Here is a 20,895-nt window from a genome sequence, read left to right on the forward strand (position 1 = left end):
ACTCCCTAACCGACGAGTTCGACCAGCGTGGCGTTGGCGGTACCGCCGCCCTCGCACATGGTCTGCAGCCCGTAGCGAATACCGTTGTCGCGCATGTGATGGATCATCCTGGTCATCAGCACGGCACCGGATGCGCCGAGCGGATGCCCGAGCGCGATCGCCCCACCGAGCGGGTTCAGCCTGGCCTCGTCCACCCCGGTCTCGGCCAGCCAGGCCAGCGGCACCGGCGCGAACGCCTCGTTGACCTCGAACACCCCGACCTCGTCGATACCGACACCGGCTTTGTGCAGCACCTTCTCGGTCGCCGGGATCGGCCCGGTCAGCATCAGCACCGGGTCGGCCCCGGTGACCGCGCCCGCGCGATAGCGGACCAACGGTGTCAGGCCCAGATTCAGCGCCTGATCGGCGGTCATCACCAACAGCGCGGCGGCCCCGTCGGAGATCTGCGAGGAGTTCCCGGCGTGGATCACGCCATCCTCGGTGAACGCGGGCTTCAGTCCGGCGAGCTTCTCCACCGTGGTGCCGCGCCGGATGCCCTCATCGACGGTAATCACATCCGAGTCGGTGAACACCGGGACGATCTGGTCGATGAAGGCGCCGGAATCCTGTGCGGCGGCGGCCCGCTCATGCGATTGCGCCGAGTATTCGTCGCACCGGGTGCGCGACAGGTCCCACTTCTGGCAGATCAGCTCGGCCGAGATCCCCTGGTTGAACGAGAAATCGTCATAGCGGGCAAAGACTTTCGGCCCATAGGGCTGACCCGTGGCGCGCGCGGATCCCAGCGGGACCCGGCTCATCACCTCGACACCGCCGGCCACCACGACGTCTTGCTGTCCCGACATGACGGCCTGCACCGCGAAATCCAGTGCCTGCTGGCTGGATCCGCAGGCCCGGTTGACGGTGGTGCCCGGAATGCTCTCCGGCCAGCCGGCGGCCAACACCGCGTAGCGGCCGATATTGCTCGACTGGTCCCCCACCTGGGAGACGCAGCCCCACACCACATCGTCGACCAGGGACGGGTCGACTCCGGTGCGTTCGGACAGTTCGTTGAGTACCAGTGCGGACAGGTCCGCCGCGTGCTGGTCGGACAGGCCTCCGTTGCGTTTCCCGACCGGGGTACGCACGGCTCCGACGATGACGGTCTCGCGCATCACTTCTCCTACTGTGTTGTTCCCCCGGGTCGCTCCGCTCCTGCCCCCGAGGAGGCCGGCACGGCCCAGGTTCCGGTGAACTGGGGATCACGCTTCGCAGCGAAGGCCGCGTAGGCCTCCCCCGAGTCGGTGGTGGCGAAGTTGCCCGGCTGGGCGCGGGCCTCATTGGCCAACGCCTGAGCGAAGCTGACGGTCGCTCCGTCGTTGAGCAGGGCCTTGCTCTGGGCCAGCGCAAACGGCGGCCCGGCGGCCAGTCTATCTGCCAACGTGTCGACGAAATCGTCGATCTCATCGGTCTCGCGCACCCAGGTGACCAGACCGAGCTGGTGTGCCTCGGTGGCGTCGATCATGTCGGCCAGTAAGGCCAATCGTTTGGCCTGTTGCAGGCCGACGAGTTTGGGCAGCAGCCAGGAGCCACCCAGATCGACCGACAGGCCCCGCTTGGCGAAGATCTGGCAGAACCGGGACTCCGGGGTGGCCACCACCAGGTCGCAGCCCAGCGCCAGATTCCACCCCGCGCCGACCGCGACACCGGTGACCTTGGCGATCGTCGGCACCGAGAGGTTGTGCAGTGCCAGGGCGACATCGGTGAGCCGCTGCAGCTTTCGGCGCGGGTGCACCACCTCGCCGGTGCCGATATCGGCGCCCGAGCAGAACGCCCCACCCGCCCCGGTGAGCACCACGGCCCGCACCGCGTCGTCGGTGTCGGCGGCACGCAGCGCCGCCGCCAGCGCATGCCACAGTTCGACGTCGATGGCGTTCTTGCGGTCCGGACGGTTCAGCGTCAGCGTCCGCACACCGTCGCGGTCGTCGACCAGCAGCGAGGTCATGATGCGTATTCCGGCCCGATCGCACCGCCGGCCCGCAGGTCCGCGACCGCGGCGTCGTCAAAACCCAACTCGCCCAGCACCTTGTCGGTGTGCTCACCCAGGCCCGGGACCGCCCCCATACCGAGCTCGAGCCCGCTGATCACCGGCGGCGGCAGCAGCGCGGCGATCTCGCCGTTGGGGGTACCCACCTGGCGCCAGCGATCGCGGGCGGCCAGATGCGGGTGGGCGATCACCTCGCTGGGTTTGTTGTACCGCGAGTTGCCGATGCCGGCGGCATCGGCGATCCGTTGGATGTCGTCCAGATCGTGCTGTGCACACCAGCTTTCGATGGCCTGGTTGAGCTCGTCGCGGTGCGCACAGCGCTGCGGGTTGGTGGCGAACCGCGGATCGTCGGCCAGGTCGGGCCGCGCGATGATCTCGCGGGCCAGCCGCTGCCACTCCCGGTCGTTGGTGGTGCCCAGCACCACCGTCTGCCCGTCCCGGGTCCCGAACGCCCCGTACGGTGCGACCGCCGGTGAGCTCATGCCCAACGGTTCCTGATCCACGCCCGAGTGCTGGGTGTAGGTCAGTTGGTAGCCCATGATGTCGGTCATGGTGTCGAACAGGCTGACCGCGACGGCCGGTGCCGGGTCGTCGGCTCCGTTGCGCGCCCTGCCCAGCAGCAGCGCCATGATCGACAGTGCCGAGTACAGACCGGTCGTGATATCGGCGACCGGCGCCCCGGGTTTGGCAGGCATCCCGGGATAACCGGTCGCCGCACAGGACCCCGACTCCGCCTGGACCAGCAGGTCGTAGGCGCGCTTCTCCGACAGCGGCCCGCCCGGCCCGTAACCGTCGATCTCGACCGGGATGAGCTGCGGATGCCGGGCACGCAGATCCTCCGGTCCGAGTCCGAGCCGGGCCGTGGCACCCGGGGCCAGGTTGGAGACGAAGGCGTCGGCGCCGGACAGCAACCGGTGCAGCACCGCCATGCCGTCGGGCGACTTGAGGTTGAGCGTCACCGACTCCTTACCGCGGTTCGCCCAGACGAAATGTGCCGCCTGCCCGAGCACCACATCGTCGTAGTCGCGTGCGAAATCCCCGCCCTTGGGGTTCTCGATCTTGATCACCCGCGCGCCGAAGTCGGCGAGCACCCGGGTGCACATCGGCGCGGACACCGCCTGCTCCATGGCGATGACGGTGATGCCGTTGAGTGGACCTGTCACGTATGTCACATAACCATGCCGCCGTCGACCGGCAGCACCTGCCCGGTGACATAGGACGCGGCGTCAGACGCCAGGAACACGAACGCTCCGGCCACCTCGTCGGCCTCGGCCCAGCGTTGCAACGGGATCCGCCGCATCATGTTGGCCGCGAACTTCTCGTTGGTCCGGATCGTCTCGGTCATCGGCGTGGCGGCCAGCGGCGCCAGCGCGTTGACCATGATGTTCTTGGTCGCCAGCTCGCGGGCCAGCGATTTGGTGAAACCGATGATGCCGGCCTTGGCGGCGGAGTAGTTCACCTGGCCGAGCGTTCCGGTGATACCGGCCGAGCTGGTCACGTTGATGACGCGGCCGGTCCCGTCGGTGGGGATGTGCGGTAACGCCGCCTGCGTGACGTGGAAGGTGCCCATCACGTGGATGTCGAAGGTCAACCGGAAGGTCTCGTCGGTCAGCTTGGGGAACATCGCCGGTGCGGTCACCCCGGCGTTGTTGACCACGATGTGCAGCTTGCCCTCACCGAGTGCAGCAGCCCGCTCGGCCGCGGCCGTCGCCGCCTCCCGATCGCTGACGTCCAGCGCGGCACTGTCGGCTTTGCCGCCGGCAGCGTTGATCCGTTGCGCCACCGCCGCGGCCGCCTCGGCGCTGATATCGGTGACCAGCACGATCGCACCCGCGGCCGCCAACGCCTCGGCCACCGCCGCACCGATCCCCGCGCCGGCCCCGGTCACCAGGGCCGAACGGCCGGTCAGGTCGAAGTAAGTGCGCATGACAAGTCCATTCCTCTCGGTACGTCGCGGGATGTCGTCATCGCGCGACGGTGCAGATGGCCCTCGTGCGGGCTCAGTAGCTCTTGGGCAGTCCGAGGACGTTGGCGCCCAGGAAGTTCAGGATCATCTCCTGGCTGACCGGGGCAATCTTCATCAGCCGTGACTCCCGGAAGAACCGGGAGATGCTGTACTCCTCGGAGTAACCCATCCCGCCGTGGGTCTGCAACGCACGATCGGCGGCGCCGAATCCCGCATCCGCGCACAGATACTTGGCCATGTTGGCCTCGCGTCCACAGGACTTACCGTTGTCGTAGAGCCAGGTGGCCTTGCGCAGGATGAGCTCGGCGGCATCCAACCGGGCCAGCGAATCGGCCAGCGGGAACTGGATGCCCTGGTTCATCCCGATGGGCCGGTCGAACACCACACGCTCATTGGCGTACTTCACCGCGCGGTCCAGCGCCACCCGGCCGATACCCAGCGCCTCGGCGGCGATCAACATCCGCTCGGGGTTGAGCCCGTGCAGGATGTAGGAGAATCCCTTGCCCTCCTCACCGATCCGGTGAGCGGCCGGCACCCGCAGGTCGTCGATGAAAACCTCGTTGGAGGACACCGCGTTTCGACCCATCTTCTTGATCGGGCGGATGTCGACGTGGTCGCGGTCGATATCGGTGAGGAAGAGGGTCAAACCCTCGGTGGGCCGGCCCCCGCGCTTCTCGACGTCATCGCGGCTCTCGGTCCTGGTCAGCAGCAGAATCTTCTCGGACTCCAACGCCTTGGAGATCCACACCTTGCGGCCGTTCACGATGTAATGGCCGGTGGAGTCATCGCCATGACGCTTGGCGAACGTGGTGATGCGCGAGGTGTCCAGGCCCGCACCGGGTTCGGTGACACCGAAGCAGACATGCAGGTCCCCGTTGACGATGCGGGGCAGCGTCTCGGCCTTCATCTCGTCGGAGCCGAAGACCACCACCGGCTGCATTCCGAAGATCGACATGTGAATGGAACTGGCGGCGTTCATCCCACCACCAGAGCGGGCCACCTCCTCGGCCAGGATGGTGGCCTCGGTGATTCCCAGCCCGTGACCGCCGTACTCCTCGGGGATCGTCATTCCCAACCAGCCACCCGCGGCGATGGCATCGTAGAACTCGGTCGGGAACTCGTGGGCCTGGTCCTTCTCCATCCAGTAGTGGTCGTCGAACCTGGCCGACAGTTCGGCCACCGACTTACGGATCAGCTGCTGATCCTCGGTCAGTTCGAAGTTCATTCCGGACACTGGTGTCTCCCTCGATTCGCATGCTCACGCACCGGCGCGCCACATCGCACGCCGGTGCCATTCCGCTCTGTCGTGCTAGTCCTTGACCCCGGTGACGGCCCGCGCGTTGGCGGTGAAGTCGGCAACGCTGGAGCCACCTCGCTTCTCGTGATTGCTCAGTGCCTGGATCGAGACGTCGTGTCCTTCGGCCTGTTTGCGTAGGGCGCCGACGGTGGCCTGCTCACGCCGGATGTGGGTGAAGGGCTCGAAGTGGTAGAGCCGCATCGCGTTCTCGTGGGTGATCTTGTTGATCTCGTCATCGGGCACCTCGTAGGTGTCGAACACCGCGCCCAACTCTTCAGGGGCACCGGGCCACATCGAGTCGCTGTGCGGGTAGTCCATCTCCCAGCAGATGTTGTCCACACCGATCATGTGCCGGTTCTTCACCCCCACCGGATCAGAGATGAAACACGTCATGAAGTGTTCCCGGAACACCTCCGAGGGCAACTTCCCACCGAAATCCTGATGCGTCCACGTCGAATGCATCTCATAGGTGCGGTCCACCCGGTCCAGGAAATACGGGATCCACCCCGTCCCACCCTCAGACAGCGCGATCTTGAGATCCGGGTAGGCCTTGATGGGTGCCGACCACAGCAGATCGGCCGCGGCCTGCACGATGTTCATCGGCTGCAGCGTGATCATCACGTCCATCGGCGCATCCGGGGCGGTGATGGCCAACCGCCCCGAGGACCCGATGTGCACATTCATCACCGTGTCGGTATCGACCAGGGCATCCCACAACGGCTTCCAGTACTCCATGTCATGAAAGCTCGGATAGCCCAGGGCGGCCGGATTCTCGGTGAAGGTCAGCGAATGCACCCCCTTCTCCGAGACCCGGCGGATCTCCTGGGCGCACAACTGCGGGTCCCAGATCGCCGGGATCGCCATCGGGATGAACCGGCCCGGATGCGAGCCGCACCATTCGTCGATGTGCCAGTCGTTGTAGGCCTGCACCAAGGCCATCGAGAACTCGGCGTCCTCGGTGGCGAACAGTCGGGCAGCGAACCCCGGAAACGACGGGAAGTTCATCGTGGCCAGCACACCACCAGCGTTCATGTCCTTGACCCGCTCGGCGGCGTCATAACAACCCTTGCGGATCTCATCGAGCCCCTGGGGCTCCAAGCCGTATTCCTCCTTGGGCCGGCCCGCGACCGCGTTGAGCGCCACGTTCGGGATGACCGTGTCCCGGAACTGCCAGGTATCGGAACCGTCCGGGTTGTGCACCAACCGCGGCGCCTCGTCACGGTACTTCTCCGGCAGATGGTTCTTGAACATGTCGGGCGGTTCGATGATGTGATCGTCAACGCTGATCAAAATCATGTCGTCGTAGTGCACGGACTGTTCCCTTTCGCCGATCCGTCAAGGTGCGCAGCGACCCGACGTTCCGTCCGCCGAGCTGGTTCTCTACCAATGCAAACTATCTTCTCATCGGATGAGAATCAACGTCCAAAGACCTCCCACGCGCCTCTGACCGCGCCATTTCAGCTGCGGAGCACGCCATCGGGAGGCGCTGCCGCGAGCCTCCTTGTTGACCTTACGATGAAACAGTGGAAATCTGTTAGTCAGATATGAGAATATGATTCTCGTAGCGGAGAAGACGACCTCGGGAGCACCCGGGGCTCGTCCCGGCCCATCGCACACAGGAGAGGTACACCGTGGCATTTTTCCCGAAACCGGCTGCCGGCAGCTGGACCGAGAACTGGCCCGAGCTCGGGACCGCCCCAGTCAATTACGAGGACTCGATCGACCCCGAGCACTGGAAGCTGGAGCAGCAGGCCATCTTCCGCAAGACCTGGCTGCAGATGGGGCGCATCGAGCTGATCCCCAAGAAGGGCCGGTACGTCACCCGCGAGCTGCCGTCCGTCGGACCCGGCGTGTCCATCATCATCGTCAACGACGGCGACCAGGTCCGTGCGTTCTACAACCTGTGCCGCCACCGCGGCAACAAGCTGGTGTGGAACGACTACCCGGGCGAGGAGGTCTCCGGCAGCTGCCGCCAGTTCGTCTGCAAGTACCACGCCTGGCGCTACGACCTCAAGGGCGATCTGACCTTCGTCCAGCAGGAGAGCGAGTTCTTCGACCTCGACAAGCAGGACTATCCGCTCAAGCCGGTGCGCTGCGAGGTGTGGGAAGGCTTCATCTTCGTCAACTTCGACGATGACGCGGTGTCCCTCGAGGAGTACCTGGGCGACTTCGGCCAAGGCCTGAAGGGCTACCCGTTCCACGAGATGACCGAGCACTACAGCTACCGCTCGGAGATCAAGGCCAACTGGAAGCTGTTCATCGACGCCTTCACCGAGTTTTACCACGCGCCGATCCTGCACATGAAGCAGGCGGAAAAGGCCGAAGCCGAGAAATTGGCCAACTTCGGTTTCGAGGCGCTGGCCTATGACATCAAGGGTGACCACTCGATGGTGTCGTCGTGGGGCGGCATGTCGCCGCCGAAGGATCTCAACATGGTCAAGCCCATCGAGCAGATTCTGCACAGCGGGCTGTTCGGGCCGTGGGACCGGCCCGACATCGACGGCATCCTGCCCGACGAGCTGCCGCCGGCCATCAACCCCGGTCGCCACAAGACCTGGGGTACCGACTCTTTCGAGTTCTTCCCGAACTGGACGCTGCTGTTCTGGGTGCCGGGCTGGTACCTGACCTACAACTACTGGCCCACCGGTGTGGACAGCCATATCTTTGAGGCCGACCTGTACTTCGTGCCGCCGAAGAACCTGCGCGAGCGGTTGTCGCAGGAGCTGGCCGCGGTGACGTTCAAGGAGTACGCATTCCAGGACGCCAACACCCTGGAGGCCACCCAGACTCAGATCGGCACCCGGGCCGTCCTCGACTTCCCGCTGTGCGATCAGGAGATCCTGCTGCGTCACCTGCATATGACCGCGCACCAGTACGTCGATCGGTATAAAGAAGCCAAGGCGGCCGGCAACGGGGCCTCGAACGGATCTGCCGGAACCAAGAAGGAATCCGCAAATGTCTAAATTGCCAGAGGAATTCGCCGACCTCGAGCGGTTCGCGGACTGGTGCCTGCCCACCGAGGAGGAGCGCTACCAGAAGCGGCTCAACTCCACGATGGACGAGATGCAGGAGCTCTACGACGCGGGAATGGCCCGCCTCGAGGAGATCATGGTGTACGTCGACGCCCGGTTCCCGCTCAAGGGCATGCCCGAGGACGCCAAGGCGCTGGTGCATCTGGGGCAGTCGATCGTGATGGTGAGCTTCCCCATCGAGGTGTGGAAGCAGCCGCGTGTGCTGGACAGCGGCGCGGCGTATATCAACCTCATCAAGGAGCCGGTGGTCTAGGCCGTGAGTGACGTACTGACCCTCAAAGCCGCGGGTCTGGTCGACGTCGATGCCGGGGCGATCATTCGCCCCGGCATCGTCCGTGTCCAGGGTGACCGGATCGTTGCCGTCGGAAGCGAAGCTGAATCATTCATCGGCTCCGCCGATGCCGGCGACATCATCGACCTGGGCGACGCCATTCTGCTGCCCGGCCTGATGGACATGGAGGTCAATCTGCTGATGGGCGGCCGGGGCGAGAACCCCGGACTGTCCCAGGTGCAGGACGATCCCCCGACCCGGGTGCTGCGCGCGGTCGGCAATGCCCGCCGCACCCTGCGGGCCGGGTTCACCACGGTGCGCAACCTGGGATTGTTCGTCAAGACCGGTGGTTATCTGCTGGACGTCGCACTCGGCAAGGCGATCGACGCCGGCTGGGTGGAGGGGCCGCGCATCGTCCCGGCCGGACACGCGATCACCCCGACCGGCGGCCATCTGGACCCGACGATGTTCGCCGCGTTCATGCCCGGCGCACTCGAGCTGACGGTCGAGGAGGGCATCGCCAACGGCGTCGACGAGATCCGCAAGGCCGTGCGCTATCAGATCAAGCACGGCGCCCAGTTGATCAAGGTCTGCGTCTCCGGCGGCGTCATGTCACTGACCGGTGAGGCCGGGGCGCAACACTATTCGGACGAGGAACTGCGGGCGATCGTCGACGAGGCGCACCGGCGCGGCCTGCGGGTGGCCGCCCACACGCACGGCGCCGAGGCGGTCAAACACGCGGTCGCCTGCGGTATCGATTGCATCGAGCACGGATTCCTGATGGACGACGAGGCCATCGCGATGCTCGTCGAACACGACCGGTTCCTGGTGACCACCCGCCGGCTCGCCCAGGCGATGGACGTCTCCAAGGCACCGAAGGTGCTGCAGGACAAGGCTGCCGAGATGTTCCCCAAGGCCGAGACCTCCATCAAGGCGGCCTACGAGGCCGGCGTCAAGATCGCCGTCGGCACCGATGCCCCGGCGATCCCGCACGGCAAGAACGCCGACGAGCTGGTCACACTGGTCGAGTGGGGTATGCCGCCGGCCGCGGTGCTGCGGTCGGCCACCACGATCGCCGCCGATCTGATCAACGCCAAGGATCTCGGACGGTTGACCGAGGGCTACCTCGCCGACATCATCGCCGTGCCCGGCGACCCCCTGCAGGACATCACCGTTACACGAGCGGTTACATTTGTAATGAAGGGCGGTAAGGTCTACAAGAATGAGTACGCCGATGGCTCCTAGCCGAACTGATGACCTGGTCGAAATCCAGCAGCTGCTGGCCAAATATGCGGTCACCATCACCCAGGGTGACGTAGAGGGATTGGTCAGCGTGTTCACTCCGGACGGCACCTACAGCGCGTTCGGTGATACGTATGCGCTGGAACGCTTTCCGGTGCTTGTCGACGCCGCGCCCAAGGGACTGTTCATGACCGGCACGGCGCTCGTCGAGCTGGAGGAGGGCGCCGATACCGCAAGCGGCACCCAGCCGCTGTGCTTCATCGAGCATTCCGCGCACGATATGCGGATCGGTTACTACCGCGACACCTACCTGCGCACCGAGGACGGTTGGCGGCTGCGGACCAGGGCGATGACCTTCATCCGCCGCAGCGGTGCGCACGACCACGGCAAACCACACGCGATCGGACGGCCTTCTGCGTGACCGAGCTACACGACCCCACGCAGTTCCGGGCAGCGCTCCAGGAGTGGCTCGGCGCAAACGATCTGACCGCGCCCGACGACGATTCATTGGAAGGTCACATCCGCCAGTTCGCGCGGGTGCAGAAGGCCCTCTACGACGCCGGCTGGAGCCGCTACGGGTGGCCCGAGCACGCCGGCGGACTGGGTGGCCCCGAGATGCTGCGAGCCATCGTCGGCGAAGAGGTGGTCGGCCGGCGCCTCGCCGAGCCCGGCCCGTACTCCATGCTCGAGGTGCTGGCACCGACCATGATCGATTACGCCTCCCCCGAGCTCGCCGCCGAGATGGTGCCCAAACTGCTCTCCGGCGAGGAGCAGTGGTGCCAGGGATTCTCCGAACCCGGTTCCGGAAGTGACCTGGCGTCGTTGACCACCCGCGCCGTCCAAGACGGCGACCGCTGGATAATCAATGGCCAGAAGGTCTGGACCAGCTTCGCGCAGTTCTCGCACCGGTGCATCCTTTTGACCCGCACGGGTGGCCACTCTGCTGAATCCCCGTCGCTTCGCTCGCCCCACCAGGGGATCACGGCGTTCTTCGTCGATACCGACACCCCGGGAATCTCCATCCGCCCGTTGCACACCATGCATGGTGTGGACGAATTCTGCGAGGTCTATTTCGACGATGTCGTGGTCGACGCCGGCCGCATGCTCGGAAAGCCCGGCGATGGCTGGCAATTGGCGATGGATCTGTTGCCCTACGAGCGCTCGACCTGCTTCTGGCAGCGCATCGCCTACCTGTACTCGCGGTTCGACGTGCTCATCGACGATGTGAAACGTCAGGGCCAGGCAGCGGATACCGACCTGGGCGAGGCCTATCTGGCACTGCACACCCTGCGCTGCCGCTCCCGGGCCACCCAGCATCGACTCGCGGACGGGCACAAGCTCGGCCCCGACACCTCGATCGACAAGGTCCTGCTGGCCGGTGCCGAACAACGCCTCTACGACACGGTCCGCGATCTGCAGCCCGGACTGATCGAACTCGACGACAACGAGTGGCGCACCGAGTTCCTGTACTCGCGGGCCGCCACCATCTACGGCGGAACGGCCGAGGTGCAGCGCAACATCATCGCGCGCCGCCTGCTGGACCTCGGTAAGGAGTGAACGTGGCGGGAAACTCGGACCTCGATCTGCTCGAAGACGGCCTGCGCAGGACCATGCTCACGAAGTCCGGCCCGGATCTCGATGTGGCGCTGGTGGAACTGGGCTGGGCCGACATGCTTGCCGACGCACCTGACCAGGCGATCGCCCTGGTGTTCCGGTTGCTGGGCGAAACCGGTTCGCACGCATCGATTCTCAACGACGTCGTGCTGCAGTCCTCGCGACGCCCGCCGGGCGGTCTCCCGGTGCTCCCGTACGCCGGCGGGATCCAGGTGGTGTGGGAGCGACCTGTCACCGATGAAATCGACAAGTGGGTGCTCGACAATTCCACGGCACTCGACGTCCTGGGCGGACTGCCGCTGCGGCGGGTGGACGAGGGCGAACTGCTGCGCTTGGCTGAGGCCCGCGTCGCGGTGTCCTGGTGGTTGGTCGGCTCCGCGCGAGCGATGCTCAGCCTCGCACGTCAGCATGCCCTCGACCGCGTCCAGTTCGGCAAGCCCATCGCCGGCTTCCAGGCGGTACGACACAGGCTCGCCGAGACCCTTGTCGCCATCGAGGGTGCCGAGGCGACGCTGCTGCTGCCCGGTGCCGACAACCCCGACCTGACCGCACTGCTGGCCAAGGCTGCCGCAGGCAAGGCCGCACTGACCGCGGCCAAGCATTGCCAGCAGGTGCTCGGCGGTATCGGGTTCACCGAAGAACATGATCTGCACCACCATGTGAAGCGGGTGATGGTCCTCGACGGACTGCTCGGAAACTCCCGCGAACTCACCCGTAAGGCCGGCGCCGGCCTGCGTGCCCGCGGCTCCGCTCCGCGCCTCGCACAGCTCTAGATCTCATCGCCGACGCTACGGTTTGTGCTGCTCCGCACCTGTTTTCGTGCCACAAATCGTAGTCTCGGCAGGAATCGCAGTTCAGGGAAAGCCGGTTTTCCGGTAGGTCTTCTGAAACTGCGGAAATGAGAATAGTATTCTCGTCATGAGAAAGCTAGAGTCTCCGACACGTACGTCGCGAGGGGGTGGAGCGAAGCAATGCCCAGGCATTCTCCGGTACAGTCCATTCATGTTCTCCCCACTGGTGAGGCGCCGGTGACCAGCGCAAGCGAGGAACCCGCCTGGAAGCAGCGTGCCGTCGAACGGTCCATCAAGACCGCGAAGCTGCGTGCTGCCCAACGCGTTCAGCGCTTCCTCGACGCCGCCCAGTCGATCATCATCGAGAAGGGCAGCACGGACTTCACCGTGCAAGAGGTCGTCGACCGTTCCCGGCAGTCGCTGCGCAGCTTTTACCTTCAGTTCGACGGTAAGCACGAGTTGCTGCTGGCGCTCTTCGAGGACGCGCTGAGTCGCTCGGCGGATCAGATCCGTGCCGCCACTGCGAGCCAGACCGATCCGATCGAACGTCTCAAGGTGGCCATTGAGTTGCTGTTCGAGTCGTCCCGGCCGGATCCGACGGCGAAGCGGCCACTGTTCACCGATTTCGCGCCGCGCCTGCTGGTATCGCATCCGTCGGAGGTGAAGGTGGCCCACGCACCCCTGTTGGTGCTGCTAACCGAGCTGATGGAAGATGCCTCCGAGGCCGGCCGGTTGCGGCCGACGATCAACCCGCGCCGGATGGCGGCGATGACCATGCAGACCGTCATGTTCGTCGCACAGTCCAGCGGTAGCGATGACGCCACCAACAAGCCCATCACCGCCGACGAGGTCTGGGATTTCGTGGCGCACGGCTTCACCACCGAGGACTGATCCTCACTTTCGTCGCACAACGCGGACGGATGCCGGACGATGATCCGGCGCCCGTCCGCGTTTTGTGTGCTCTCGGTGACACTCTCCGAGAATCATGTTCTTGTAAACAGAGAGTATAAATATCCCGATTTGAGTCTGTCGTTGACACGGGTACCCACCCGGTGACAGAGTGCTGAGCGAGTGCCAAGCAGGCCGCAGAACACGCTGAGAATCGAGGAACGATGGCAGGTCGGGTAGAAGGCAAGGTCGCATTCGTCACCGGCGCGGCACGCGGACAGGGTCGCAGCCACGCCGTCCGGCTGGCCGAAGAGGGCGCCGACATCATCGCCATCGACATCGCGGGACCGATCCGGCCCGGCGTGGAGACCGCCATCCCGGCCTCCACCCCGGATGACCTGGCCGAGACCGCCAACCTGGTCAAGGGCCTGAACCGCCGCATCGTCACCGCCGAGGTCGACGTGCGCGACGCCGCCGCGCTCAAGGCCGCCGTCGACAGCGGTGTCGAACAGCTCGGCCGCCTCGACATCGTGGTTGCCAACGCCGGCATCGGCAACGGTGGCGACCCGCTGCACGAGACCAGCGAGCTGGACTGGGACGAGATGATCGACATCAACCTGTCGGGTGTCTGGAAGTCCGTCAAAGCCGCTGTGCCGCATATCATCGCCGGTGGCCGCGGCGGCTCCATCATCCTGACCAGCTCGGTCGGCGGGCTGAAGGCCTACCCGCACTGCGGTAACTACGTCTCGGCCAAGCACGGCGTCGTCGGCCTGATGCGCGGCTTCGCGGTCGAACTCGGCCACCACAACATCCGCGCCAACACCGTGCACCCCACGCACGTCAACACGGACATGCTGCACAACGAGGGCACGTTCAAGATGTTCCGTCCCGACCTGGAGAACCCGGGCCCCGACGACATGGCACCCATCTGCCAGATGTTCCACACCCTGCCGATCCCGTGGGTCAACGCCGTCGACATCAGCAACGCCGTGCTGTTCCTGGCCTCCGACGAGGCCCGCTACATCACCGGTGTCACCCTGCCGGTGGATGCCGGTAGCTGCCTGAAGTAGCCGATGTCCGACACCGTCCTGGTCACCGGGGCGTTCGGTCTGGTCGGCTCGGCCACGGTGCGGGCACTGGCCGCGGAGGGGCGCTCTGTCGTGGCCACCGACCTCGGCACCGACGCGAATCGTGCCAAGGCCCAGTCACTTCCGGCCGGCGCACGCGCGCACTGGGCCGACCTGACCAGACCCGACGACGTCACCCGCCTGATCGCCGAGGTGGCACCCGACGCGATCGTGCACCTGGCCGCCGTCATCCCGCCGCCGATCTATCGATCCCGCGGGCTGGCGCGCAAGGTCAACGTCGACGCCACGAAGACACTGGTGGACACCGCCGCGGCAGCAGCCCGGCCACCACGCTTCGTACAGGCCTCCAGCAACGCGGTGTACGGGTCCCGCAACCCGCACCGCAATCCCGATCCGGTGCGGGCGGATACTCCCCCTCGGCCCACCGAGCTCTACGGTCAGCACAAGCTGGAGTCCGAGGTCTACGTCCGTGCCTCCGCCCTGGACTGGGTGGTGCTACGCCTCGGTGGTGTCATGAGCACCGACCTGTCGGCCCTGCCGTTCACGATGGATGCGCTGTACTTCGAGAGCGCACTACCGGTCGACAACCGCATCCACATGGTCGACGTCCGCGATGTCGCAAGTGCTTTCGCCACCGCGACGGTCGCCGATGTCGTCGGTGAGATCCTGCTGATCGCCGGCGATGACACCCACCGGATGCGGCAAGGTGACGTCGGGGCAGCGCTGGCCGCGGCCCGCGGTCTGCCCGGTGTACTGCCGCCGGGCCGGCCCGGCAACCCGGACAGCGATGACGACTGGTTCATCACCGACTGGATGGACACCACCCGCGCCCAGGAAGCACTGAGGTTCCAGCACCACTCCTGGCCGGACATGCTCGACGAGATCCGGGCGCAGACCGGTTGGAAGCGTCATCCATCCCGGCTGATCGCCCCGCTGGCGCGTGCCTTCGTGAAACGTCAGGGCGCATACCGCAATGCCTCCTGCCGGTACGCCGACCCCTGGGGCGCGCTGAGCGCCCGACTCGGTGACACCGGATTGGACACCGTGCCGGCATGACGGTACTCGTGATGGGAGCCAGCGGATTCCTCGGCTCGCACGTCACCCGCCAGCTGGTCGCGCGCGGCGACGATGTCCGGGTCATGCTGCGCAAGACCAGCGACACCCGCGGTATCGACGATCTCCACGTACAACGTTGTTACGGCGACCTTTTCGACGACGAGGCCCTGCGGTCGGCGATGTCCGGGGTCGACGTCGTCTACTACTGCGTCGTCGATGCCCGGATGTGGCTGCGTGATCCCGGCGCGTTGTTCTCCACCAACGTCGAGGGCCTGCGACACGTCCTGGACGCCGCGCTGGCCACCGGCATCGGCAAGTTCGTCTTCACCAGCACGGTGGGCACCCTGGCCGCGTCCCGGCCCGAGCGGGCCGTCACCGAGGACGACGCAGCCGACTGGGACGGCGGCGGACCGTATATCGAATCGCGGCGCGCCGCCGAGAATCTCGTGCTGGACTACGCCCACTATCGCGGGCTGCCGGCCGTGGCGTTGTGCATCTCCACCACCTACGGCCCGGGCGATTGGCAGCCCACCCCACACGGCGGGGCACTGGCGATGGTCGCCGCGGGGCGGTTCCCGTTCTATTTCGACTATGCGCTCGAAGTGGTGGGCATCGAGGACGCTGCGCGAGCGATGCTGCTGGCAGCCGAACGTGGCCGCGACGGTGAGCGATACATCATCTCCGACCGTTTCATGAGCTCCCAGGAACTGCACGCGGTGGCAGCGGATGCGGCCGGGGTGCGGGCCCCACGGATCGGGGTCCCGCTGCCGGTGCTCTATATCGGGGCGCATATCAATGATCTGGCGGCCCGCGTGCTCGATCGTGACCTCCCGTTTGCCGCGGTCGGCATGCGCATCGTGACCAACATGGGACGGCTCGACCATTCCAAGGCGGTGCGCGAACTCGGTTGGAAACCCGAACCGGTGCGTGATTCCATCCAGCGCGCCGTCCGGTTCTTCGCCGATCAACGTTCGTGACACGCTGGGCGACCGCGGAATCCGGGCTGTTGTTCCCGGCCGAACCGGACTCGCTACGTGATGCCGGCGCGGAGTTTCTGACCACTGCGATGCGTCAGTTCGGCACGCTGTCGCCCGACAACTCGGTCACCGCGGTCACCGGGTTTCGCGAATGCGGCGGCGGTAGCACCGGTCGCAAGGCGGCGCTGGAGGTCAGTTATGCCCGACCCGGCCCGCCGACGGACCTGTTCGTCAAGTTCTCCCGCGACTTCGACGATCCCCGTCGGGACCGCGGCCGGTGGCAGATGGATCTCGAAGTCCGATTCGGCGTGCTGTCGGCACGCACAGCACTGCCGGTTGCGGTCCCCGCCTGTGTATTCGCCGCCTATCAAGAGGACACCGGCACCGGCATCCTCATCACCGAGCGCATCGGTTACGGGTCCGATGGCATCGAACCCCATTACGAAAAATGCCTCGATTACGCGATGCCTGATGACGTCGGTCACTATGAGGCACTGCTCAGCAGCGTCGCCCGGCTCGCAGGTGCGCACCGCGGCGGTCGGTTACCGGCATCGGTGGACGTCGAATTCCGTTTCGATGCGGACAAGGTGGGCGTCAGCCATCGGGCTCGTCCGAATCACGCCACCCTCGTCGATCGTGTGGGCAGGCTCGCGGAGTTCGCCGCCGACCACCCGGGCCTACTACCGGATGTGTTGCACAACAGCATCTTCGTCGACCGCATGGTTGCCGACGTCGGACGGATCGCCGCCGCCGAGGACGACATCATGGCCTGGCTGCACGACTCGAGCGCTCATAATGCGCTGTGCCACTGGAACGCCAATGTGGACAATGCGTGGTTCTGGCGCGATACCGACGACGTATTGCAGTGCGGACTGATGGACTGGGGCTGCGTCAGCGCGATGAATGTGTCGATGGCGCTCTGGGGTGCGCTGTGCAGCGCCGAGACGCGGCTGTGGGCCGATCACCTCGACCGACTGCTGGACCATTTCGCCGTCGAGTTCGCCACGGCCGGCGGCCCGCCGCTGGACCTCGAGGTGCTGCGCACCCAACTGATGCTCTACATCGCGGTCATGGCGACGGCCTGGCTGCTCGACGTTCCCGAGGTCATCCGTTCCGCGGTGCCGGATCTGCAGCCGGTGACCGACCGCCACGACCCGCGGATCAGCGATGTCGAGCGGGTACGCGCGCCCTTGTTGATGCTGTCGAATGCGCTGTATCTTTGGGACACCGAGGATTTCGGTGCGTTGGTTGACCGGCTACCGACGGGCCACTAGCGGACGGCTTTCTTGTGCCCGCCCACACCCGGTTCGGTACCGATCACGCCGTCTTCTTCGAGGTCGTCGATCTCCTCGTCGGTCAGGCCCAGCGCAGAGAGCAGCTCCCGGTTGTGCTCCCCCAACATCGGCGCCGGCCTGCGGTGCAACTCCGAAGGTCCGTTGGCCAACGTGATCGGCAGCGTGCTGTGCGGTGCCGCCGGATTCACCGGGTGCCCGACGAACTCGAAGAACCTGCGGTGTCGCAACTGGGGCAGTTCGGTCTGCCGGTGCGGTTGCATCACCTTGGCCACCGGGACGCCGGCCGGCCACAGTGCCTCGACGATCTCGTCGCCGCCGCGGGTCGCACACCAGCTTTCCAGATGCTCGTCGAGCAGGTCGTGCTGCGCCTGCCGGCCCGCGTGCGTCGACAACACCGGATCGGTGGCCCAGGCCGGGTTGCCCAGCGCCGTGCGCAAGGCAGTCCACTGTTCGTCGGTCGTCACGGCGATCGCGACCCAACTGTCGGCCCGGCCGAACTCGTCGATATCGGCGCAGCGGTAGATGTTCTGCGGCGCCGCACCCGGTCCGCGATTGCCCGCCCGCTGCAGCAGTGCACCGTAAGCGGAGTGCTCGATCACCTGCTCGGCGGCGATGTTCAGGGCGGCATCGGCCATCGCCGACTCGACCAGCACGGCCTCGCCGGTCAGTCGGCGGTGCTCGAGTGCCAGCAGCAGCGCATTGAGCGCGTGGATTCCGGCGTTCGGATCGCCCACCGAATACGGCTCGAACGGGGTGCGGTCCGGGAATCCGGTGAGCCAGCTCAAGCCGGTGGCGTCCTCGATGATGTAGGCGAAGGCCGGGTTGTCCCGCCACGGACCGTCGAGGCCGAACCCGGGCATCCTCAGCATGATCACACCGTCGCGCAGGCCGCGCACGGTCTCGAAGTCCAGTCCGATCTGATCGATGACCCGCGGCGTGAAGTTCTCGACCACCACGTCGCAAGTGGCGATCAGCCTGCGCAGCAGATCGCGGCCGGCCTCGGTCTGGAAGTCCAGCGTCAGACACTTCTTGTTGGTGTTGAGCGCCGAGAAGATCGGCGAACGTTCCCACCACAGTTCCTCGGTCGCCGGTATGCCGGCGATCAGCCGGGTTCCATCGGGACGCGCGGTCGACTCCAGGTGGATGACATCGGCGCCGAGCATCCCCAGCACGTGGGTGCACGACGGACCGGCCCAGAAGGTGGTCATGTCCAAGACCCGAAGACCGCTGAACGGCAACCGGTCCCGATCCGGCGGTCCCTCCGGCGCCGGTTTCGGTGCCGGCACAGCGGTGGCCGTCATGGCGGTATGTTCGCCCAGCGCCGGTGCCGGTTGCGGGTCGCGCAGGGAGACCCCGCCGATGCGGTAGGGATGCCCCGGCTGGACGAAACCCGCCGGATTACCGACGAACGCGCCGCGTTCGACAAAATGGTCCATGGCGGTGACGTTCTCGCCGTTGCCGACCGGGGAGTTCGGTATCCGGAAGGCAGAGGCCAGGTCCCGGACGTCGTCGATCTTCTGGTCCCGCAACCAGTCGTACAGTTCCTCGGCGTGCAGATTGGCCTGCTCGGTGATGGTCAGTGAGGTGGTCTCGTCGATCCACTCGTCGTGACCGGACATCGCGCACAGGTCATGCCATTGCTGAGCGGTACCGCAACCCAGGGCCACCAGACCGTCGGCGGCCTCGGCCACCCCGGGCACCGTCGGCCGCCGCTCGGTGCGCCACGGCCTGCCCAGCATGTCGAAATATGTGACCGGATAGTAGGTGAGGCACAGGATCTGCGCCTCCAACGACGACAGGTCGATCAGTTCCCCGTGCCCGTCACGCAAGGCGCGCATCCGGAACGCCTGGATCATCGCGGCCGCGTAGGCACCGGTGACCCAGTCCCCCACTTGGCCGCCGACGTGCACGGGCGCGCGGTCCTGGGATCCGCGCCCGATCCCGATCGCGCCGCCGGACCAGGCCTGCAGGGTGAATTCGGTGGCCGCCCGGTCGTGCCACGGCCCGTCCAGACCGAACGGAGTGATCGCGGTGACGATCAGGTGCGGGTACCGGGAGTGCAGATCCTGCGGTGACACCGGCGACCCCGGTGACCAGATGACCGCATCTGCCGATGCCAGCAGCCGTTCCAACAGCTCGGGGTCGGCGACCACGCTGCGCTTCCCGCCGGCCAGGTACGTGAACAGGGCACCGTCGCCGTCGAATTCGGCCCCCGACGCCGACCAACGGCGCAGTGGGTCGCCCTCGGATGACTCGATCTTGACGACGTCGGCGCCGCCATCGGCCAGGATTCTGCCGCAGTACGCGCCGGCGATACCGCTGGACAGGTCGATGACGGTGTATCCAGACAGTGGTGCGCTCATGACTACTCGGGCTTCGCCCGGTTCTTCTTCGACAACCGGAACTCGGGTGGGAACTTGCTGTCGTTGTCGTTCACCGCGGCCGACAGCCCCGAGTCGATCGATTCGAACATGTCGAGATCGTCATCGCTGTCGTTGGCGACACCATTGCCCATCGACTCGAAGAATGCCGACAACAGGCTGCCCATGTACTCGCCCTGCTGCTGCTTGAAGATCTCGAAGAACATCTTCTGTTGAAACACCGTGTCCACCGGTCGGTTCCGGGCACAGGCCAACGCGTACTTCTCGGTCTCGGCCTCCAGCGCATCGCGGGCGACGACCTTGTTCAGGAAATTGCAGTCGTACATCTCGGCGGCGGTGAACGGACGGCCGGTGAACACCATCTCCTGGAACTTGCGCAGGCCCATCATCTGCACCCAGGTCCACATCCGGGGTCCCCAACCGTGATACCGGAACGACGGATGCCCGAACAGGGCGTCGTCGCTGGAGATCACCATGTCCGCGTCGGCGCACTGATAGAAGTGCCAGCCGTAGCAGTAACCCTTGGCCTCGACGATGCTGATCTTCTTGAAATCCTGCAGTGCCCGGTTGCCGGCCTGCGAGTTCGCGTACCAGGAACTGATGGTCGCGCCGTTGCGGAAGGTGCCCTTCGGCGGGTAGGTCACCTCACCGACACCGTCATCCTCCAACCGGAGCTCGGCGAGCCGGGCCGCCGGATTGTCGTTGCCCTCCATGAACTCCGGCAGATCGGCACCGCTGCCCAGGTTGTCCCCCACCCCGCGGATGATGACGACCTTGACATCGTTGTCGGCGTTGGCCGCACGCAGGATGTCGGCGTACCGCAGCCGGGCCATCGAGGTCGGCGCGTTGAGGAACTCCGGCCGGTTGAAGGTGATGGTCGCGATCTTGGTCTTGCGGTCCTTCTCGTAGAGGATGATCTCTTCGGGGGTGGGGCGATCCGCCATCAACAGGCTCCTTTGCAGCAGTGACGAATT

Annotated in this window: 19 protein-coding genes; 11 read left to right on the top strand and 8 right to left on the bottom strand. The window is 65.9% G+C overall.

The genetic code is table 11. The features are described 5' to 3' along the window. Positions 1 to 5: 5 nt before the first annotated feature. The 6 genes from ACLBYA_RS20240 to ACLBYA_RS20265 form a co-directional block, all read right to left on the bottom strand. Positions 6 to 1,151 carry a thiolase family protein gene (locus ACLBYA_RS20240; RefSeq protein ID WP_447711224.1) on the bottom strand — a complete coding sequence of 382 codons (1,146 nt, stop codon included), beginning with the start codon at positions 1,149 to 1,151 and terminating at the stop codon, positions 6 to 8. Between the two features lie 8 nt (positions 1,152 to 1,159). Beyond that, the gene (locus tag ACLBYA_RS20245; protein ID WP_447711225.1) at positions 1,160 to 1,981 is read right to left on the bottom strand and encodes an enoyl-CoA hydratase/isomerase family protein; all 822 of its coding nucleotides are present in this window, start codon (positions 1,979 to 1,981) and stop codon (positions 1,160 to 1,162) included. Further along, a complete protein-coding gene (locus ACLBYA_RS20250) occupies positions 1,978 to 3,186 on the bottom strand; it encodes a CaiB/BaiF CoA transferase family protein (protein WP_447711226.1) in 1,209 nt (402 codons plus the stop codon). The genes ACLBYA_RS20245 and ACLBYA_RS20250 overlap by 4 nt, the downstream gene beginning before the upstream one ends. 5 nt (positions 3,187 to 3,191) lie before the next feature. Then, positions 3,192 to 3,950 carry an SDR family NAD(P)-dependent oxidoreductase gene (locus ACLBYA_RS20255; RefSeq protein WP_447711227.1) on the bottom strand — a complete coding sequence of 253 codons (759 nt, stop codon included), beginning with the start codon at positions 3,948 to 3,950 and terminating at the stop codon, positions 3,192 to 3,194. A gap of 73 nt (positions 3,951 to 4,023) precedes the next feature. Further along, entirely contained in the window at positions 4,024 to 5,214 is a 1,191-nt protein-coding gene (locus ACLBYA_RS20260; protein ID WP_447711318.1) for an acyl-CoA dehydrogenase family protein, read from the bottom strand. Between the two features lie 84 nt (positions 5,215 to 5,298). Next, positions 5,299 to 6,597, bottom strand: a complete 1,299-nt coding sequence (locus tag ACLBYA_RS20265; RefSeq protein ID WP_447711228.1) for an amidohydrolase family protein — start codon at positions 6,595 to 6,597, stop codon at positions 5,299 to 5,301. 320 nt (positions 6,598 to 6,917) lie between these two features. Here ACLBYA_RS20265 and ACLBYA_RS20270 point away from each other — a divergent pair, with 320 nt between their 5' ends. The 11 genes from ACLBYA_RS20270 to ACLBYA_RS20320 all read left to right on the top strand — a co-directional run bounded on the left by ACLBYA_RS20270 (position 6,918) and on the right by ACLBYA_RS20320 (position 17,519). After that, on the top strand, positions 6,918 to 8,249 hold the full coding sequence (locus ACLBYA_RS20270; protein ID WP_447711229.1) for an aromatic ring-hydroxylating oxygenase subunit alpha: 1,332 nt from the start codon (positions 6,918 to 6,920) through the stop codon (positions 8,247 to 8,249). Further along, the gene (locus ACLBYA_RS20275) at positions 8,242 to 8,571 is read left to right on the top strand and encodes a hypothetical protein (RefSeq protein WP_447711230.1); all 330 of its coding nucleotides are present in this window, start codon (positions 8,242 to 8,244) and stop codon (positions 8,569 to 8,571) included. Before ACLBYA_RS20270 ends, ACLBYA_RS20275 begins: the two co-directional genes overlap by 8 nt. 3 nt (positions 8,572 to 8,574) lie before the next feature. After that, positions 8,575 to 9,834 carry an amidohydrolase family protein gene (locus ACLBYA_RS20280; protein ID WP_447711231.1) on the top strand — a complete coding sequence of 420 codons (1,260 nt, stop codon included), beginning with the start codon at positions 8,575 to 8,577 and terminating at the stop codon, positions 9,832 to 9,834. Next, positions 9,824 to 10,252: a nuclear transport factor 2 family protein gene (locus tag ACLBYA_RS20285; RefSeq protein WP_447711232.1), complete on the top strand. Its 429-nt coding sequence runs from the start codon at positions 9,824 to 9,826 to the stop codon at positions 10,250 to 10,252. The genes ACLBYA_RS20280 and ACLBYA_RS20285 overlap by 11 nt, the downstream gene beginning before the upstream one ends. Beyond that, positions 10,249 to 11,388: an acyl-CoA dehydrogenase family protein gene (locus ACLBYA_RS20290; protein WP_447711233.1), complete on the top strand. Its 1,140-nt coding sequence runs from the start codon at positions 10,249 to 10,251 to the stop codon at positions 11,386 to 11,388. Before ACLBYA_RS20285 ends, ACLBYA_RS20290 begins: the two co-directional genes overlap by 4 nt. A gap of 53 nt (positions 11,389 to 11,441) precedes the next feature. Next, entirely contained in the window at positions 11,442 to 12,218 is a 777-nt protein-coding gene (locus tag ACLBYA_RS20295) for an acyl-CoA dehydrogenase family protein (protein ID WP_447711319.1), read from the top strand. A gap of 198 nt (positions 12,219 to 12,416) precedes the next feature. Continuing rightward, positions 12,417 to 13,127 (top strand): TetR/AcrR family transcriptional regulator, encoded by a 711-nt coding sequence (locus ACLBYA_RS20300; RefSeq protein WP_447711234.1) that lies wholly within the window; start codon positions 12,417 to 12,419, stop codon positions 13,125 to 13,127. Positions 13,128 to 13,348: 221 nt separating this feature from the next. Then, positions 13,349 to 14,194: a mycofactocin-coupled SDR family oxidoreductase gene (locus ACLBYA_RS20305; RefSeq protein ID WP_447711235.1), complete on the top strand. Its 846-nt coding sequence runs from the start codon at positions 13,349 to 13,351 to the stop codon at positions 14,192 to 14,194. Between the two features lie 3 nt (positions 14,195 to 14,197). Further along, a complete protein-coding gene (locus ACLBYA_RS20310; RefSeq protein ID WP_447711236.1) occupies positions 14,198 to 15,268 on the top strand; it encodes an NAD-dependent epimerase/dehydratase family protein in 1,071 nt (356 codons plus the stop codon). Beyond that, positions 15,265 to 16,245 carry an NAD-dependent epimerase/dehydratase family protein gene (locus ACLBYA_RS20315; RefSeq protein WP_447711237.1) on the top strand — a complete coding sequence of 327 codons (981 nt, stop codon included), beginning with the start codon at positions 15,265 to 15,267 and terminating at the stop codon, positions 16,243 to 16,245. Before ACLBYA_RS20310 ends, ACLBYA_RS20315 begins: the two co-directional genes overlap by 4 nt. Continuing rightward, the gene (locus ACLBYA_RS20320) at positions 16,242 to 17,519 is read left to right on the top strand and encodes a hypothetical protein (RefSeq protein WP_447711238.1); all 1,278 of its coding nucleotides are present in this window, start codon (positions 16,242 to 16,244) and stop codon (positions 17,517 to 17,519) included. Before ACLBYA_RS20315 ends, ACLBYA_RS20320 begins: the two co-directional genes overlap by 4 nt. On the opposite strand, the gene ACLBYA_RS20325 is transcribed toward ACLBYA_RS20320, so the two are convergent. Both ACLBYA_RS20325 and ACLBYA_RS20330 read right to left on the bottom strand, forming a co-directional pair. After that, positions 17,516 to 19,903: a CaiB/BaiF CoA transferase family protein gene (locus ACLBYA_RS20325; RefSeq protein WP_447711239.1), complete on the bottom strand. Its 2,388-nt coding sequence runs from the start codon at positions 19,901 to 19,903 to the stop codon at positions 17,516 to 17,518. The two genes, ACLBYA_RS20320 and ACLBYA_RS20325, sit on opposite strands and share 4 nt — an antisense overlap. Before the next feature lie 2 nt (positions 19,904 to 19,905). Continuing rightward, positions 19,906 to 20,865, bottom strand: a complete 960-nt coding sequence (locus ACLBYA_RS20330) for an enoyl-CoA hydratase/isomerase family protein (protein ID WP_447711240.1) — start codon at positions 20,863 to 20,865, stop codon at positions 19,906 to 19,908. Positions 20,866 to 20,895: the final 30 nt, after the last annotated feature.

The organism is Mycobacterium sp. C31M, assembly GCF_053345865.1.